Raw genomic sequence first — 15,203 nt, 5'->3', positions numbered from 1 at the left:
GTATGGCATGGCGCCGGATAGTATTTTCAAAAATTTATAATGGTTATTTGAATAAATGTCTTTTTGAAAAGACAAATGGTATGCCGCACTTTAGCGCTGCGCAGCGGCGGCTCGGCGCCGCTGTCGCGGCGCACCCGACGTCGTTTGTGGCTGTTGACGACGAACGATCACCCCGCTGCCCTGTCAAGATGATGAAAAAGGCGTGATGGCGCGCCGGAAGGGCATGACGTCGGCAATGTACGGGTAAAACTTTGCATTGCTTGATATGAAGAAATGCGGAGGCGGGCGCGACCGACAGTCGGCCAAGCCTTTGTTACAATTCGGTTTTGACCGAATGCGCTATCCCGCCCCGCCATGAACGAACTCAAGCAGAAAATTCTCACCGACGGCCGCCTGCTCGACGGTTACATCCTCAAGGTCGACAACTTCCTGAACCATCAGCTGGACGTCGGTCTGCTCGAGCGCGTCGGCGCGGCTTTCGCCGAGCGCTTCGCCGGCGTGAAGGTGGACAAGATCCTCACCATCGAGGCTTCCGGCATCGCGGTCGCCTGTATGGCGGCGCGCCACTTCGGTTATCCGCCGGTGGTGTTCGCCAAGAAGACCCAGAGCCTGAACATGGACCCGGACGCCTACGAGGTCGACGTGTTCTCGTACACCAAGCAAACCACCTACAAGGTGCGCGTGTCACGCCGCTACCTGTCGGCCGGCGAGCGCGTGCTGATCATCGACGACTTCCTCGCCAACGGCCACGCGGCGCGCGGCCTGATCGACATCGTCAGGCAGGCGGGCGCCGAGCCGGTCGGTCTGGGCATCGTGATCGAGAAGGGTTTCCAGGACGGTCGCAAGGTGGTCGAGGAATGTGGCGTGCGCATCGAGTCGCTGGCCATTCTCGAGTCCTTCGACGGCGGCAAGGTCAACTTCGCCTGAGCGCGCCCCGCCCGCACAGCAACGGCACCCCGACGGGTGCCGTTTTTCGTTTCCGCGCTGTTGCATGAAGCTGAACTCGGGGTTGGCCGAGCCGTCGGTCCGTGCTATTGCGGCGCGCGGACCCGGAAGACCTCGCGGCCGCCCACCGAGCCGAGCAGCGGGTTGCCGGTGCCAGCCGGCGCGTTGACGTCGCCGCTCATCACCGCGGCTTCGCCGCTGCGCGTGGTGCCGCTGCAGTTGACGGTCCCGGCCGTCGCTTCGAGCACCTGGCACTGCAGCGGCCCGGCGAGCGGGTAGCCTGCCTGTTCGAACCATTGCGCGCCGTAGGCGCCGGCGTTCTTGGCGACGGTCGACGACATCATCGTGGCGCAGCCGCCCAGCAGGACGAGGCTGCCGCACAGGGCGAGGGAAGGGATGCGTGGCATGGCGGTCTCCATGGCGGGGCGGTCGGCGATGCTGCGGTGCAAATCGTTCTGCGCTTGTTTTATCGAGCTTAAAGCCTAGTATCAGAACAGCCCGTCGTCATTAACGATGTCATGAACGGGTAGTCCGTCGATCCGGTTGGGCCCGTCTGGGCCCGTCACAAAGCGGGGAACGTCCATGTCTTTGCTACGCGCATTCATGGTGGGGCTGACCGTCGCGTCGACCGGCGCTCACGCGGTGCAGCTGAACCTGCCTGCGCCGGTCACCGAGATCGCGCGCGACGTCTACGACCTGCACACCTTGCTCCTCGTCATCACCGCCGCGATCTTCGTCGTCGTGTTCGCGGTCATGTTCTATTCGCTGTTCCGGCACCGCAAGGCCGCGGGCCACAAGGCGCGGCTGTTTCACGAGAACACCACCGTCGAAGTGATCTGGACGGTGATTCCCTTCCTGATCCTGGTCGGCATGGCCTGGCCGGCGACCCGCGTGATTCTCGACCAGAAAAGCACGCGCGGCGAGGACATGACCATCAAGGTTACCGGCTACCAGTGGAAGTGGCGCTACGACTATCTCGACGAGAAGGTCGGCTTCATGAGCCACCTGGCGACGCCCAGAACCGCGATCGAGAACGGCTCGGCCAAGGGCGACCACTATCTGCTCGAAGTAGACGAGCCGCTCGTCGTGCCGACCGGCAAGAAGGTGAGGCTGCTGCTGACCGCCAACGACGTGATCCACGCCTGGTGGGTGCCGGCGCTCGGCATCAAGCAGGACGCGATCCCCGGCTTCGTGCGCGACACCTGGTTCAAGGTCGACCAGCCCGGCATCTACCGTGGCCAGTGCGCCGAACTGTGCGGCAAGGACCACGGCTTCATGCCCATCGTCGTCGACGCGCGCGCGCCGGCCGACTACGAGCAGTGGCTGGCCGCGAAGAAGGCCGCCGCCGCGGCCGGCGCCGGCGATCCGGACAAGGTCTGGAGCTTGGCCGACCTGATGGCGCGCGGCGAGAAGGCCTACCTGCAGAATTGCGTCGCCTGTCACCAGGCGAACGGCAAGGGCATTCCCGGCGCCTTCCCGAGTCTGGTCGGCACGCCTATGGTGACCGGCGACCTCGCCGCGCACATCGATATCGTGCTGCATGGCAGCAAGAAGAATCCGGCGATGGCTGCCTGGGGGCCGCAACTGTCCGACACCGACCTGGCCGCCATCATTACCTACGAGCGCAACGCCTGGGGCAACAACACCGGCCAGCTGGTGCAGCCCAAGGACATCCGCGCCGCGCGCGGCGGCAAGGGCTAGGCGGCGCCCCGACCCAAACGCAACCCGGTTTCGAGGAGTGTCTATGGCAGTCGTTACCGATACCGAACAAGGCCACCACGCGCGTCCGCGCGGCTGGTCCCGCTGGCTGGCCGCGACCAACCACAAGGACATCGGCACGCTCTACCTGTGGTTCTCGTTCACCATGTTCCTGACCGGCGGCGTAATGGCGCTGGGCATCCGCGCCGAGCTGTTCCAGCCCGGCCTGCAGTTCTGGCAGCCTGACCTGTTCAACCAGCTGACCACGCTGCACGGGCTGATCATGGTGTTCGGCGCGATCATGCCGGCCTTCACCGGGATGGCGAACTGGCTGTTGCCGCTGATGATAGGCGCGCCGGACATGGCGTTCGCGCGGATGAACAACTGGAGCTTCTGGCTGCTGCCGCCGGCGGCGCTGCTGCTGATCGTCTCCTTCGCGGTGCCGGGCGGCGCGGCGTCGGCGGGCTGGACGCTGTACGCGCCCCTGTCCACCCAGATGGGCATGGGCATGGACCTGACCATCTTCGCGATCCACATCATGGGCATCAGCTCGATCATGGGCTCGATCAACATCATCGTCACCATCCTGAACCTGCGCGCGCCGGGCATGACGCTGATGAAGATGCCGATGTTCGCGTGGGCCAGCCTGATCACCGCCTACCTGATCATCGCGGTGATGCCGGTGCTCGCCGGCGTGGTGACCATGGTGCTGACCGACCGCCACTTCGGCACCCACTTCTTCAACGCCGCCGGCGGCGGCGATCCGGTGCTCTACCAGCACGTGTTCTGGTTCTTCGGCCATCCCGAGGTCTACATCATGGCCTTGCCGGCCTTCGGCATCGTCAGCCACATCCTGCCGACCTTCGCGCGCAAGCCGCTGTTCGGCTACGCGTCGATGGTGTACGCGACCAGCTCGATCGCGCTCTTGTCGTTCATGGTCTGGGCCCACCACATGTTCACCACCGGCATGCCGGCGACCGCGCAGTTGTTCTTCATGTACGCGACGATGCTGATCGCGGTGCCGACCGGCGTGAAGGTATTCAACTGGATCGCGACGCTGTGGCAGGGCAGCATCAGTTTCGAGACGCCGATGCTGTTCGCGATCGGCTTCGTCTGCCTGTTCACCGTCGGCGGCCTGTCCGGCGTGACGCTGAGCGTCGCGGCGGTCGACATCCAGCTGCAGGACAGCTACTACGTCGTCGCCCATTTCCACTACGTGCTGGTCGCCGGCGCGCTGTTCAGCCTGTTCGCCGCCGTTTACTACTGGTTTCCGAAGATGAGCGGGCGCATGTACAGCGAGCGGCTCGGCAAGCTGCACTTCTGGTGGTCGCTGGTGTGGTTCAACGTCACCTTCTTCCCGATGCATTTCCTCGGTCTTGCCGGCATGCCGCGCCGCATTCCCGACTACGCGCTGCAGTTCACCTCGTTCAACGAGATCGCCAGCGTCGGCGCCTTCTGCTTCGGCCTCGGCCAACTGATCTTTCTCTACAACATCCTGTGGAGCCTCCGGCGCGGCGACCCGGCGCCGGCCAAGCCGTGGGAGGGTGCCGACACGCTCGAGTGGCAGCTGCCGTCGCCGGCGCCTTATCACAGTTTCGTCGAGGCACCCGAGCTGGAAGTTGGCGAAAACGGCGCGATCCGCGGCATGAAGGGCGGGGTGCACCACTAGGAGAGGAAATATGCGCGCCGATACGAGACGCTCGGCCAACCTGGCGCTGCTGAAGAAGCTCGCGCTGATCGCGCTGTTGATGTTCGGTTTCGCCTGGGGGTTGATCCCGATCTACCGCGTGATCTGCGAGGTGACCGGGATCAACCAGTTGCAGCGCGCCGACGCGGTCGGAAAGGCGGCGCGGGGTGCGGCGGCGGCCGAAGTGCTGCTGACCTTCGACGCTACGGTGCAGGCCGGCCTGCCGTGGCAGGTGCGGCCGCTGACCGGCCAGCTGCGCGCCCGGCCGGGCGAGTTCGTCAAGGTCGAGTATGAGATCGTCAACGCCGGCGCGCGCGAGGTGGTCGGCCAGGCGATTCCGCGCTACCTGCCGGCGGCGGCCGGCGAGTACGTGAAGAAGCTCGACTGCTTCTGCTTCAAGCAGCAGGCCTTCGCCCCGGGCGAGCGGCGCCGCTTCCCGGTGGTGTTCTTCGTCGATCCGGCCCTGCCCGAGGCGGTACGGGAAATCACCCTGTCGTACACGGTGTTCGACGTGCCGGGCAAGGGAGCCTGAGATGGGCGGGATCGGTTTCTGGCCGGCGCTCAAGGCGGTGTTATCGGCGGCGTTCGGCGTGCGGCGCGGCGCCGCGGTGCGCGAGGACGCGAAGCTGAGCCCGCTGGCGATCGTCGCGGCCGCCTTGTTCGCCGTCGCGATCTTCGTCGGCATCCTGCTGCTGTTGGTGAACTGGATCAGTTGAGCCGCGCCGCCCGGTCCGACGCCGGGCACGCGACGCGCCAAGGAGGGACGTATGGAAGGCACGCGGCAAACCCACTACTTCGTACCCGATCCGTCGTACTGGCCGCTGGTCGGCGCGATCGCGCTGTTCTGCCTGGGGCTCGGCGCGGCGCTGGCGATCAACGGCGTCGCGCTCGGCGGCGGCCTGCTGGTCACCGGCGCGAGCATTCTCGTCTACATGCTGTTCGGCTGGTTCGGCGACGTGATCCGCGAGAGCCTCGCCGGCCGCTACCACGGCAAGGAAGACCACTCCTTCCGCTGGGCGATGGGCTGGTTCATCTTTTCCGAGGTGATGTTCTTCGCCGCCTTCTTCGGCGTGCTGTTCTACGTCCGAGTGATTTCCGTGCCCGAACTGGGCAACTTCAGCCACAAGCTGCTTTACCCGGACTTCGAGGCCGCCTGGCCGTTGTCGACCGGGCCGGGGATCACCGCGCCTTACGAGGCGATGTCGGCCTGGGGGCTGCCGGCGATCAATACGCTGATCCTGTTGTCGTCGGGCGTGACGGTGACGGTCGCGCACTGGGGGCTGGTGAAGGGGAAACGGGGCCAACTGGCCTGGGGGCTGGGCGGGACGGTGCTGCTCGGCACCTTGTTTCTCGTCATGCAGGGCTGGGAGTACGCGCACGCACTGCACGAGCTGAACCTGACCTTCGCCTCGGGCGCTTACGGCATGACCTTCTACATGCTGACCGGCTTCCACGGCCTGCATGTGCTGCTCGGTACGGTCATCCTGTTCGTGGTGTGGATGCGCGTGCTCAAGGGGCATTTCGACGCCGAGCACCACTTCGCCTTCGAGGCGGCGGCGTGGTACTGGCACTTCGTCGACGTGGTGTGGTTGCTGCTGTTCGTATTCGTTTACTGGCTATAGCGCGTGCGGCGCCCACCAGCCGGACAGCATGCCGACCAGCAGCAGGACGAACAGGCCGAGCGACAGGCCGACGCGCAGCGTCAGCGTCCTGACGGCGCGCGTCGAACCGGGCCGGCCGCGTATCACGCCGGCCAGCCCCCAGAACAGGGTAATGACGATGGCTAACAGCAACAACCCGGTCAAAGCCTGCATCGTTCAACCTTTCGCGTCCTTGGTGTCGCTTCAGTGTAGGGCGCCCGCCCGTGCGGTGCAGCCCTTGCGCATGGCCCGGCCCCGACGCCGGGGCGTCTCCCGCCCGGCGAGGCCGGCGCAGCCGGCTCGCGCCGCCTCGCCTCGCGCCGCGCCGCGCCGCCCGCTCGCCTGGTTGTGGCTGCTCGCCGTACTGCCCTTCCTGCTCGCGTTCTGGCAGTGGCAGCGCGCCGAGTCGCGCGCCGAGGTGTTGGCGCGTTACGAGGCCGCCTCGCACGCGCCCGCCGGCGCGCTGCCCGCCGATCCGGCGGCCGAGCCCGACTACCGGCGCGTTGCCGTCGCAGGGCAGGCTGTCGGGCCTGCACTCTGGTTGACGAACGCCTGGCTCGGGCGCGAACCGGGTTTGCGGCAGTTCCAGGCCTTCCGGCTGGCCGATGGCTCGACGTTGCTGGTTGAGCTGGGCTGGCAGCCCCAGCATGCGTCGCGTCGCGCACTCGGCTTGCCCGACGGAGCGACCGGGCGCTGGCTGCCTCTGCCGGCGCGTTTGACCTTGCCCGGGGCGCGACTTGCGTACGAGGGGTTGACCGACGCGATCGACCCGGTGGGCTTGGCCGAGCGCCTGGGCCAGCCGTTGCGCGCGGGCATGGTGACGCTCGAAAACCCGCCCGGACCGCTCCGGCCGCGCCCGACAAGACCGCCGTTCTCGCCGGACCGCCATTATGCGTATGCGTTGCAGTGGCTGCTGATTGGACTATGTCTGGTAGTAGGGTGTGCCGTTTTGGGGAGGCGCCGTCATGAGTCTGCGTAATCTCGCACGTCTGAAGCTGCTGCTGCTGGCGCTGTTCTGCGCAAGTCCGGTGCTCGGCTCCTGGGTCGCCTATCAGGCTCGCCTGCCGGCGCCGGGCAAAACGGTCGGCCTGCTGCTGCCGACGCAACCCTTCGCTGTCGCCGGCGCGCCGGCGTGGCCGAAGGGGCAGTGGGTGCTGGCCGTCGTCGCCGGCGTGTCGTGCGATGCCCGCTGCGAGGAGAGGCTGTTCGCCGCCCGCCAGTGGCACCGGGCACAGGGCGAGGCCGCGGCGCGGATGCAGCGCGTCCTGGTCGGCGAGCCGGGCGGCCCGGCGCTGGAGGGCGTGAGGAGGGTCGCCGGCGGCGCTGCGGCGGCGGCGCTGGAAGGGGGCGTCTACCTGGTCGACCCGCTCGGCAACCAGGTGATGTTCTACCGCGACGGCGTCGCGCCGACGGCGGCGATCCGCGAAGTCGCGCGCTTGTTGAAGACCAACAACGGGCTCGGTTGAGCTTGGCCGAGCCGGTAAGGGGGAGCGATGCAGGCAAGACGCGTCTTGTGGCTGGCGCTGGCGCTGGCCTTGATCGTGGTGCCGCTTGGCGCCTACGTGCGGCTGTCCGACGCCGGGCTCGGCTGTCCGGACTGGCCCGGCTGCTATGGCAAGCCGACACCGCTCGCCGCCGCCGCGGAGATCGCGCGCGCGATGGCGCTCGACCCCGACGGGCCGGTCAGCCACGCCAAGGCCTGGAAGGAAATGATCCACCGCTATCTGGCGGCGGGCCTCGGTTTCGTCATCCTGTGCGCGACGCTGCTCGCCTTCGCGACGCGTCGCGACCGGCTGCCGGCGTCGGTCCTGCTGGCCTTGGTCGTGTTCCAGGGCCTGCTCGGCATGTGGACCGTCACGCTGCTGCTGAAGCCGGCGATCGTCACCGCCCACCTCGTCGGCGGCATGGCGCTGGTCGCCGCGCTCGCCTGGTGCGTATCGCGCGGTGATGACGGCGTCGCCGTCGCGCCGTGGTACCGGCGACTCTTGGTGCTGGCGCTCGCCGCGGTGGGCGCACAGATCGCGCTGGGTGGCTGGGTGTCGACGCACTACGCCGCGTTGGCCTGTCAGGGTTTCCCGAGCTGCAACGGCGAACTGGTTCCTGCCTCGATGCGTTTCGACGGCGCCTTCCATGGCTTGCGCGGCTTCGGCGAGCCGGCCGGCGGCGTGCCGCTGGAGATCGGGCAACTGGTCGCGATCCACTGGGCGCATAGGTTGGGCGCCGTGCTGGTGTCGCTCGCGCTATCCATTGTCGTCGTGCTGGGCTGGCGCTGGCCGGCGTTGCGCGCGAGGCTGGCCGCGCTGACGCTGGTCTGGGCGGTGCAGGTCGGGCTCGGCGTCGCCAACGTGCTCTTGCAACTGCCGCTGCCGCTGGCGGTGGCGCACAACGCGGGAGCGATGCTGCTGCTGCTTTTGTCGGTGCATCTGCTCGCCGCGACGCGGAGCGTGCCGGCGTCCGTCCGGTTCGGCTGGAAGTGGAAGAGGGAGGCGATATGAGTGTGGTGACCGTCGACGCAACGGGGCGGGCGCCGGCCTGGCGTGCCTTGTGGCCGCTGGCCAAGCCCAAGGTGGTGCTGCTGATCGTGTTCTGTGCGGTGATCGGGATGTGCCTGGCGAGCCCCAGCCTGCCGCCGCTGTCGCTGTTGCTGCCGGCGACGGCCGGCATCGCGCTCGTCGCCGGCGCGGCGGCGATGGTCAACTGTCTGGTCGAGCGTACCGCCGACGCGCTGATGCGCCGTACCGCCCACCGGGCAACCGCGCGTGGCGAGGTCGGCGCCGCGCTGACGCTGTCGGTGGCGCTCGTGGCCGGCAGCGCGGGCATGGCGCTGCTCTTCGTTTTCGTGAACGCGCTGACCGCCTGGCTGACGTTGGCGACCTTCGTCGGCTACGCGCTGGTCTACACGTTGCTGCTCAAGCCGAACACGCCGCAGAACATCGTGATCGGCGGCGCGAGCGGCGCGATGCCGCCCATCCTCGGCTGGGCGGCGGTGAGCGGCGAGGTCGGCGCGCCGGCGCTGGTGCTGTTCCTGATCATCTACACCTGGACGCCGCCGCACTTCTGGGCGCTGGCGCTCTACCGCCGCGCCGATTACGCGCGCGCCGGCCTGCCTATGTTGCCGGTCACGCACGGCGAGCGTTTCACCACGCTGTCGGTGCTGCTCTACAGCTGGCTTTTGGCCGGCGTCAGCCTGTTGCCGGTGGCGCTGGCGCACGCCGGCGCCGTCTACCTGGCCGCCGCGCTGCTGCTGAACGCCCGCTTCCTCTGGCTTGCCGCCCGTCTGCATCGCCAGTATGCTGATCCGCTCGCGCGGCGCACCTTCGTTTGGTCGATCTGGTACCTGACCTGGTTGTTCGCCGCCCTGCTCGTCGACCATTATCTGCCCTTGCCGCTTGCCTGATGCGTGTCCTGACCGCTGTCCTTTGTGCCGCCTTTTTCGCCCTCGCGCTGGGGGCCTGCTCGCCGTCCGCGCCGCCGCTCGAGCTGAAGGGCACCGACATCACCGGCGCCGAGCTCGGCGGCGACTTCGCGCTGACCGACCAGCAGGGCAAGAGGCGCGCGTTGTCCGACTTCAAGGGCAAGGCGGTCGCGCTGTTCTTCGGCTATACGCACTGCCCCGACGTGTGTCCGACGACGATGGCCGAGTACGCCGCGGCGCAGAAGGCGCTGGGCGGGGATGGCGCGGCGGTGCAGGTGCTGTTCGTGACCGTCGACCCCGAGCGCGACACGCCGGCGGTGCTGGCGCGCTACGTGCCGCACTTCGACCCGGGCTTTCTGGGCCTGACCGGGACGCCGGCCGAGGTGCGCGCGGTGACCGAGCGCTTCAAGGTCGTCGCGCAAAAACAGGGGGCTGGGGCCGACTACACCGTCGACCACAGCGCCGGCTCCTACCTGTTCGACCGCGACGGACGCTTGCGCGTTTACGTGCCCTACGGCACGCCGGCCGACGCGATCGCCCACGATCTTAGGCAGCTCTTGCGCTAAACGGAGAGCGCTTACGCTACACTAGCGGGGTTGAGCCACCCATCCCCCTGAAAGCCAGCATCGTGAATGAAGCGAGCCGCCCCGCCGCGCCGGGCAGCCTCGACCTGTCGAGGTACACCCTGAACGCGCCGGTAGAAATCGCCCATCATCTGAAAACCATCGCCCAGGCCGGGCCGATGGTGACCGTGTTTTCCAACCGGGGGCGGACCTTCATCCTGACGCGTCTGCTCGAGGTCGATGCCAAGGCCGGCGTGCTGGTTTTCGACTGGGGCAGCAATCCCGAGACCAACCGCCAGTTGCTCGAGAGCGAGCGCAACGTGTTCGTCTGCTCGCCGGAAGGGGTCAAGACCCAGTTCGTCACCGGCGCCGCGCGCGAAGTCCGTCACGAGGAGCGGCAAGCCTTCGCGGTCGACCTGCCCGAGCAGGTGGTCAAGTTGCAGCGGCGCGAATACTTCCGTATCCAGACGCCGGTCGCCCATCCGCTCGTGTGCCGGATCGACGACTTTCCCGGTGGCGCGGTCGAGCTGGCGCTGTACGACATCAGCCTCGGCGGCGTCGCCCTGTGGCTGCCCACCGCCGACGCGCCCGGCTTCGAGCTCGGCCAACGTTACGCGCGTTGCCAGATCGCGCTGCCGGGGGTCGGCGTGCTCGACGTGGCGCTCGAGGTGCGGCACCACCTGACGGTGCAACAGCGCAACGGCAACGAGGCCAAGCGCGTCGGCTGCTACTTCCTTGACCCGCGGCCGGCGATGGAAACCCTGGTGCAACGCTACGTGGCGCAGCTCGAACGCGAGCGCCGCGCGCTGTCGCGTTGACCGCAAGAAAACGATTAAAGACGCCATGACCATCACCATCGCGCTCTCCAAGGGGCGTATCTTCGAAGAAACCGTTCCGCTGCTCGCCGCCGCCGGCATCGTGCCGGCCGAGGCGCCGGAATCGTCGCGCAAGCTGATCATCGGCACCAACCGTCCCGACGTGCGCCTCGTTATCGTGCGCGCCTCCGACGTGCCGACCTACGTGCAGTACGGCGCCGCCGACCTCGGCATCGCCGGCCGCGACGTGCTGATCGAGCACGGCGGCGTCGGCCTCTACCAGCCGCTCGACCTCAACATCGCCAAGTGCAGGATGATGGTCGCGGTACCCGAGGGCTTCGACTACGACGACGCGGTGCGCCACGGCGCGCGGCTGAAGGTCGCCACCAAGTACCCGCAGATCGCGCGCGAGCACTTCGCCGGCAAGGGCGTGCACGTCGACATCATCAAGCTGTACGGCTCGATGGAGCTGGCGCCGCTGGTCGGCCTCGCCGATGCGATCGTCGACCTGGTGTCGACCGGCGGCACGCTGAAGGCGAACAAGCTGGTCGCGGTCGAGCACATCCTCGACATCAGCTCGCGCCTCGTCGTCAACCAGGCTGCGCTCAAGCTCAAATACCAGGCGATCCAGCCGGTGCTGGACGCCTTCGCCGGCGCCGTGCCGGCCTGACAAGATTTCATCATTAAGCGGAACGCGCCCATGCAACGCCTCTCCACTTCGCAAGCCGACTTCGACGCGCGCCTGAAGGCGCTCCTGGCCTTCGAGACCGCGCAGGACCCGGCGGTCGACGCCGCCGTCGCGGCGATCTGCGACGACGTCAAGGCCCGCGGCGACGCGGCCGTCGTCGAGTACACCAACCGCTTCGACCGCATGAACGCGCCGGACATGGCCGCGCTGACGCTGTCGCGCGACGAGCTGGCCGCCGCCCACGCGCGGCTCGATGCGGCCGTGCGCGACGCGCTCGAGGTCGCCGCCGCCCGCGTGCGCCGCTACCACGAGCGCCAGCTGGCCTCCTCGTGGAGCTACCAGGAAGAGGACGGCACGCTGCTCGGCCAACAGGTGACCGCGCTCGACCGCGTCGGCATCTACGTGCCCGGCGGCAAGGCCGCCTACCCGAGCTCGGTGCTGATGAACGCGATGCCGGCCAAGGTCGCCGGCGTGGCCGAGATCATCATGGTGGTGCCGACGCCGGACGGCGAGAAGAACGACCTGGTGCTCGCCGCGGCGTATATCGCCGGCGTCGACAAGGTTTTCACCGCTGGCGGCGCGCAGGCGGTGGCCGCGCTCGCCTACGGCACCGAGACCGTGCCGCAGGTCGACAAGATCACCGGTCCGGGCAACGCCTACGTCGCCGCCGCCAAGCGCCGCGTGTTCGGCGTGGTCGGCATCGACATGGTCGCCGGCCCGTCCGAGATCCTGGTCGTCTGCGACGGCCAGACCGATCCGGACTGGATCGCGATGGACCTGTTCAGCCAGGCCGAGCACGACGAGATCGCGCAGGCGATCCTGCTGGCGCCGTCCGAGGCCTACCTCGACGCGGTCGCGGCGAGCATAGCCAAGCTGCTGCCGACCATGCCGCGCCGCGACATCATCGAGGCATCGCTGACCAACCGCGGCGCGCTGATCGCGGTGAAGGACCTCGACGAAGCGTGCGAAATCGCCAACTACATCGCACCCGAACACCTCGAACTGTCGGTCGCCGAGCCGGAGGCGTGGCTGCCGAAACTGCGCCACGCCGGCGCGATCTTCATGGGCCGCTTCACGTCGGAGAGCCTCGGCGACTACTGCGCCGGCCCGAACCACGTGCTGCCGACCAGCCGTACCGCGCGCTTTGCGAGCCCCTTGGGCGTGTACGACTTCCAGAAGCGCACCAGCCTGATCCGCGTGTCCGAGGCCGGCGCGCAGACGCTCGGCCGCGTCGCCAGCCTCCTGGCGCACGGCGAGGGCCTGACCGCCCACGCCCGTAGCGCCGAGCTGCGGCTGAAGGACTGACGCCGAGCGCCGCTCGACTAGCCCGGGCGGACGCGGACGCGGTACGATGTTTGTTCGACAATAGACAGGGGCGCGGCGTGTCGCGCGCGCCCGGCGATGGCCCGACGCCCGATTCGGCCGACAACGATGATGCGATGAAACAGTCCGTAGAACAGCTGGTTCGCCCGGAAATCCTGGCGATCGGCGCCTATCACGTCGCCGACGCGACCGGCTTGATCAAGCTGGACGCGATGGAGAATCCCTACCGCCTGCCGGCCGAACTGAACGCCGAACTGGCCGCCACCTTGGCCGAGGTGGCGATCAACCGCTACCCGGACCCGTTCGGCGGCGGCGTCAAGGAGGCGCTCCGCGCCGCGTACGCGATTCCCGACGCCGCCGAGGTCTTGCTCGGCAACGGCTCGGACGAGCTGATCACGCTGATCACGCAGGCGCTGGCGCGCCCCGGCGCCAAGCTGATGGCGCTCGAGCCGTCGTTCGTCATGTACCGGATGAACGCGCTGCTGTCCGGGCTCGAATACGTCGGCGTGCCGCTGACCGCCGATTTCGGCATCGACCTGCCGGCGACGCTCGCCGCGATCAACGCGCACCGGCCGGCGGTGCTGTTCATCGCCTACCCGAACAACCCGACCGGCAACCGCTACCCGCGCGAGACGGTCGAGGCGCTGATCGACGCCGCGCCCGGCCTCGTGGTGATCGACGAGGCCTACCAGGCCTTCGCCGACGACAGCTTCATGAGCGACGCCGGCCGCCGCGACAACCTCTTGGTGATGCGCACGCTGTCGAAGATCGGCCTGGCCGGCATCCGCCTCGGCTACGCGGCGACGACCCCGGCGTGGGCGCGCGAGCTCGACAAGGTGCGCCCGCCGTACAACGTCAACGTGCTGACCCAGGCGGTGGCGCGCTTCGCGCTCGAACACCGCGCGGTGTTCGACGAACAGGCCACCATCCTGCGCGCCGAGCGCGCCAGGTTGGCCGAGGCGCTCGCCGCGCGCCCCGGCTTCACCGTCTTCCCGTCGGAAGCGAACTTCGTCACCGTGCGCGTACCCGATGCGCCGGCGCTGTTCGCCGGCCTCAAGGCCGCCGGCATCCTGATCAAGAACCTGCACGGCGCGCACCCGCTGCTCTCGCACTGCCTGCGCTTCACCGTCGGCAGCCCCGCAGAGAACGACGCGGTCCTCGCCGCGCTCGCCCAACTGAGCTGAAGCCATGCGCACCGCTACCGTTACCCGCAACACGCTGGAAACCCAGATCACCGTGTCGATCGACCTCGACGGCACCGGCAAGAGCCACTTCGACACCGGCGTGCCCTTCCTCGACCACATGATCGACCAGATCGCCCGCCACGGCCTGATCGACATCGACATCGTCGCCCGTGGCGACCTGCACATCGACGCGCACCACACCGTCGAGGATATCGGCATCACGCTCGGCCAGGCCTTCGCCAAGGCGATCGGCGACAAGAAGGGCATCCGCCGCTACGGCCACGCCTACGTGCCGCTCGACGAGGCGCTGTCGCGCGTGGTGATCGACCTGTCCGGTCGCCCCGGGCTGCAGTACCACATCGACTTCACCCGCGCGGCGATCGGCGGCTTCGACGTCGACCTGTTCTCCGAATTTTTCCACGGCTTCGTCAACCACAGCATGGTGACGCTGCACATCGACAACCTGCGCGGCGTGAACAGCCACCACCAGGCCGAGACGGTGTTCAAGGCCTTCGGCCGCGCGCTCAGGATGGCGGTCGAGTTCGACGAACGGATGGCCGGCGTCACGCCGTCCACCAAGGGGACGCTGACAGCATGAAAGTCGCGGTGATCGACTACGGCATGGGCAACCTGCACTCGGTGCTCAAGTCCATCGAGGCGGTGAACGAGGTCGGCGCGGACATTTTCCTGTCGCGCGACCCGGACGCCATCGTCAAGGCCGACAAGGTGGTGTTTCCCGGTCAGGGCGCGATGCCCGACTGCATGCGCGAGCTGAACGGCTACGGCCTCGGCGACGCGGTGCGCGAGGCGACCCGGACCAAGCCTTTCTTTGGCATCTGCGTCGGCGCGCAGCTTTTGTTCGAGCACAGCGAGGAGGGCGACACGCCCGGCCTCGGCCTGTTCGCCGGCAACGTCGTCCGTTTCCAGAGTGGCCTCGTCGACGCGCACGGCGAGCGCCTGAAGGTGCCGCACATGGGCTGGAACCGCGTGTTCCAGACCCGGCCGCACCCGCTGTTCGCCGGCATCGAAGACGGCGAGCGCTTCTACTTCGTGCACAGCTACCGCTTCGCGCCGGCCGACCCCAGTCTGACGTTGGCCGAGAGCGAATACCCGGACCGTTTCGCCTGCATCGTCGGGCGCGACAATGTGTTCGCCACGCAGTTCCACACCGAAAAGAGCCACCTGGCGGGTCTTCAGATGATGAAGAACTTCCTCGCCTGGGACGGCGCTGTTTAACCTTCTACG

19 protein-coding genes are annotated in these 15,203 nt (G+C 68.0%); 17 read left to right on the top strand and 2 right to left on the bottom strand.

From position 1 onward, the window contains the following. The first annotated feature begins 354 nt into the window (after positions 1-354). Positions 355-927 carry a xanthine phosphoribosyltransferase gene (locus EV683_RS05450; protein ID WP_131862107.1) on the top strand — a complete coding sequence of 191 codons (573 nt, stop codon included), beginning with the start codon at positions 355-357 and terminating at the stop codon, positions 925-927. A 104-nt stretch (positions 928-1,031) separates the two neighbouring features. Here EV683_RS05450 and EV683_RS05445 read toward each other — a convergent pair whose 3' ends face one another. After that, positions 1,032-1,352 carry a hypothetical protein gene (locus EV683_RS05445; protein WP_131862106.1) on the bottom strand — a complete coding sequence of 107 codons (321 nt, stop codon included), beginning with the start codon at positions 1,350-1,352 and terminating at the stop codon, positions 1,032-1,034. A gap of 175 nt (positions 1,353-1,527) precedes the next feature. On the opposite strand from EV683_RS05445, the gene coxB reads away from it, so the two are divergent. From coxB to EV683_RS05420, 5 genes are read left to right on the top strand one after another with little or no spacing between them, the layout of a single operon-like run. Beyond that, the gene (coxB, locus tag EV683_RS05440; protein WP_131862105.1) at positions 1,528-2,646 is read left to right on the top strand and encodes a cytochrome c oxidase subunit II; all 1,119 of its coding nucleotides are present in this window, start codon (positions 1,528-1,530) and stop codon (positions 2,644-2,646) included. Positions 2,647-2,689: 43 nt separating this feature from the next. After that, positions 2,690-4,312 (top strand): cytochrome c oxidase subunit I, encoded by a 1,623-nt coding sequence (gene ctaD, locus EV683_RS05435; RefSeq protein ID WP_066611171.1) that lies wholly within the window; start codon positions 2,690-2,692, stop codon positions 4,310-4,312. Between the two features lie 10 nt (positions 4,313-4,322). Then, positions 4,323-4,862: a cytochrome c oxidase assembly protein gene (locus EV683_RS05430; RefSeq protein WP_066611173.1), complete on the top strand. Its 540-nt coding sequence runs from the start codon at positions 4,323-4,325 to the stop codon at positions 4,860-4,862. Position 4,863: 1 nt separating this feature from the next. After that, the gene (locus EV683_RS05425; protein WP_066611175.1) at positions 4,864-5,046 is read left to right on the top strand and encodes a DUF2970 domain-containing protein; all 183 of its coding nucleotides are present in this window, start codon (positions 4,864-4,866) and stop codon (positions 5,044-5,046) included. Between the two features lie 51 nt (positions 5,047-5,097). After that, positions 5,098-5,952 carry a cytochrome c oxidase subunit 3 gene (locus tag EV683_RS05420; protein WP_066611178.1) on the top strand — a complete coding sequence of 285 codons (855 nt, stop codon included), beginning with the start codon at positions 5,098-5,100 and terminating at the stop codon, positions 5,950-5,952. Here EV683_RS05420 and EV683_RS05415 read toward each other — a convergent pair. Beyond that, complete coding sequence (locus EV683_RS05415; protein ID WP_066611180.1) at positions 5,947-6,144, bottom strand: DUF2909 family protein; 198 nt, start codon at positions 6,142-6,144, stop codon at positions 5,947-5,949. The two genes, EV683_RS05420 and EV683_RS05415, sit on opposite strands and share 6 nt — an antisense overlap. A 172-nt stretch (positions 6,145-6,316) precedes the next feature. Here EV683_RS05415 and EV683_RS05410 point away from each other — a divergent pair, with 172 nt between their 5' ends. The 11 genes from EV683_RS05410 to hisH all read left to right on the top strand — a co-directional run bounded on the left by EV683_RS05410 (position 6,317) and on the right by hisH (position 15,194). Continuing rightward, entirely contained in the window at positions 6,317-6,949 is a 633-nt protein-coding gene (locus tag EV683_RS05410) for an SURF1 family protein (protein ID WP_165916791.1), read from the top strand. Beyond that, positions 6,936-7,436 (top strand): hypothetical protein, encoded by a 501-nt coding sequence (locus tag EV683_RS05405; RefSeq protein WP_131862103.1) that lies wholly within the window; start codon positions 6,936-6,938, stop codon positions 7,434-7,436. Before EV683_RS05410 ends, EV683_RS05405 begins: the two co-directional genes overlap by 14 nt. 27 nt (positions 7,437-7,463) lie before the next feature. Beyond that, complete coding sequence (locus EV683_RS05400; protein WP_131862102.1) at positions 7,464-8,465, top strand: COX15/CtaA family protein; 1,002 nt, start codon at positions 7,464-7,466, stop codon at positions 8,463-8,465. Further along, positions 8,462-9,367, top strand: a complete 906-nt coding sequence (locus tag EV683_RS05395; protein ID WP_066611186.1) for a heme o synthase — start codon at positions 8,462-8,464, stop codon at positions 9,365-9,367. The genes EV683_RS05400 and EV683_RS05395 overlap by 4 nt, the downstream gene beginning before the upstream one ends. Beyond that, a complete protein-coding gene (locus EV683_RS05390) occupies positions 9,367-9,951 on the top strand; it encodes an SCO family protein (RefSeq protein WP_131862101.1) in 585 nt (194 codons plus the stop codon). The genes EV683_RS05395 and EV683_RS05390 overlap by 1 nt, the downstream gene beginning before the upstream one ends. Before the next feature lie 62 nt (positions 9,952-10,013). Next, complete coding sequence (locus EV683_RS05385; protein ID WP_243694722.1) at positions 10,014-10,766, top strand: flagellar brake protein; 753 nt, start codon at positions 10,014-10,016, stop codon at positions 10,764-10,766. 25 nt (positions 10,767-10,791) lie between these two features. Continuing rightward, on the top strand, positions 10,792-11,433 hold the full coding sequence (gene hisG, locus EV683_RS05380; protein WP_131862099.1) for an ATP phosphoribosyltransferase: 642 nt from the start codon (positions 10,792-10,794) through the stop codon (positions 11,431-11,433). 30 nt (positions 11,434-11,463) lie between these two features. Continuing rightward, positions 11,464-12,756 (top strand): histidinol dehydrogenase, encoded by a 1,293-nt coding sequence (gene hisD, locus EV683_RS05375; protein ID WP_131862098.1) that lies wholly within the window; start codon positions 11,464-11,466, stop codon positions 12,754-12,756. A gap of 134 nt (positions 12,757-12,890) precedes the next feature. After that, entirely contained in the window at positions 12,891-13,958 is a 1,068-nt protein-coding gene (gene hisC / locus EV683_RS05370; protein ID WP_131862097.1) for a histidinol-phosphate transaminase, read from the top strand. A gap of 4 nt (positions 13,959-13,962) precedes the next feature. Then, positions 13,963-14,556 carry an imidazoleglycerol-phosphate dehydratase HisB gene (gene hisB, locus EV683_RS05365; RefSeq protein ID WP_131862096.1) on the top strand — a complete coding sequence of 198 codons (594 nt, stop codon included), beginning with the start codon at positions 13,963-13,965 and terminating at the stop codon, positions 14,554-14,556. Continuing rightward, a complete protein-coding gene (gene hisH, locus EV683_RS05360) occupies positions 14,553-15,194 on the top strand; it encodes an imidazole glycerol phosphate synthase subunit HisH (RefSeq protein ID WP_131862095.1) in 642 nt (213 codons plus the stop codon). Before hisB ends, hisH begins: the two co-directional genes overlap by 4 nt. Positions 15,195-15,203 lie beyond the last annotated feature (9 nt).

The organism is Crenobacter luteus (assembly GCF_004345725.1).
Classification (GTDB): domain Bacteria; phylum Pseudomonadota; class Gammaproteobacteria; order Burkholderiales; family Chromobacteriaceae; genus Crenobacter; species Crenobacter luteus.
The sequence above is the reverse complement of the archived record's forward strand: the minus strand, read 5'-3'. Positions and strand labels throughout refer to the sequence as shown.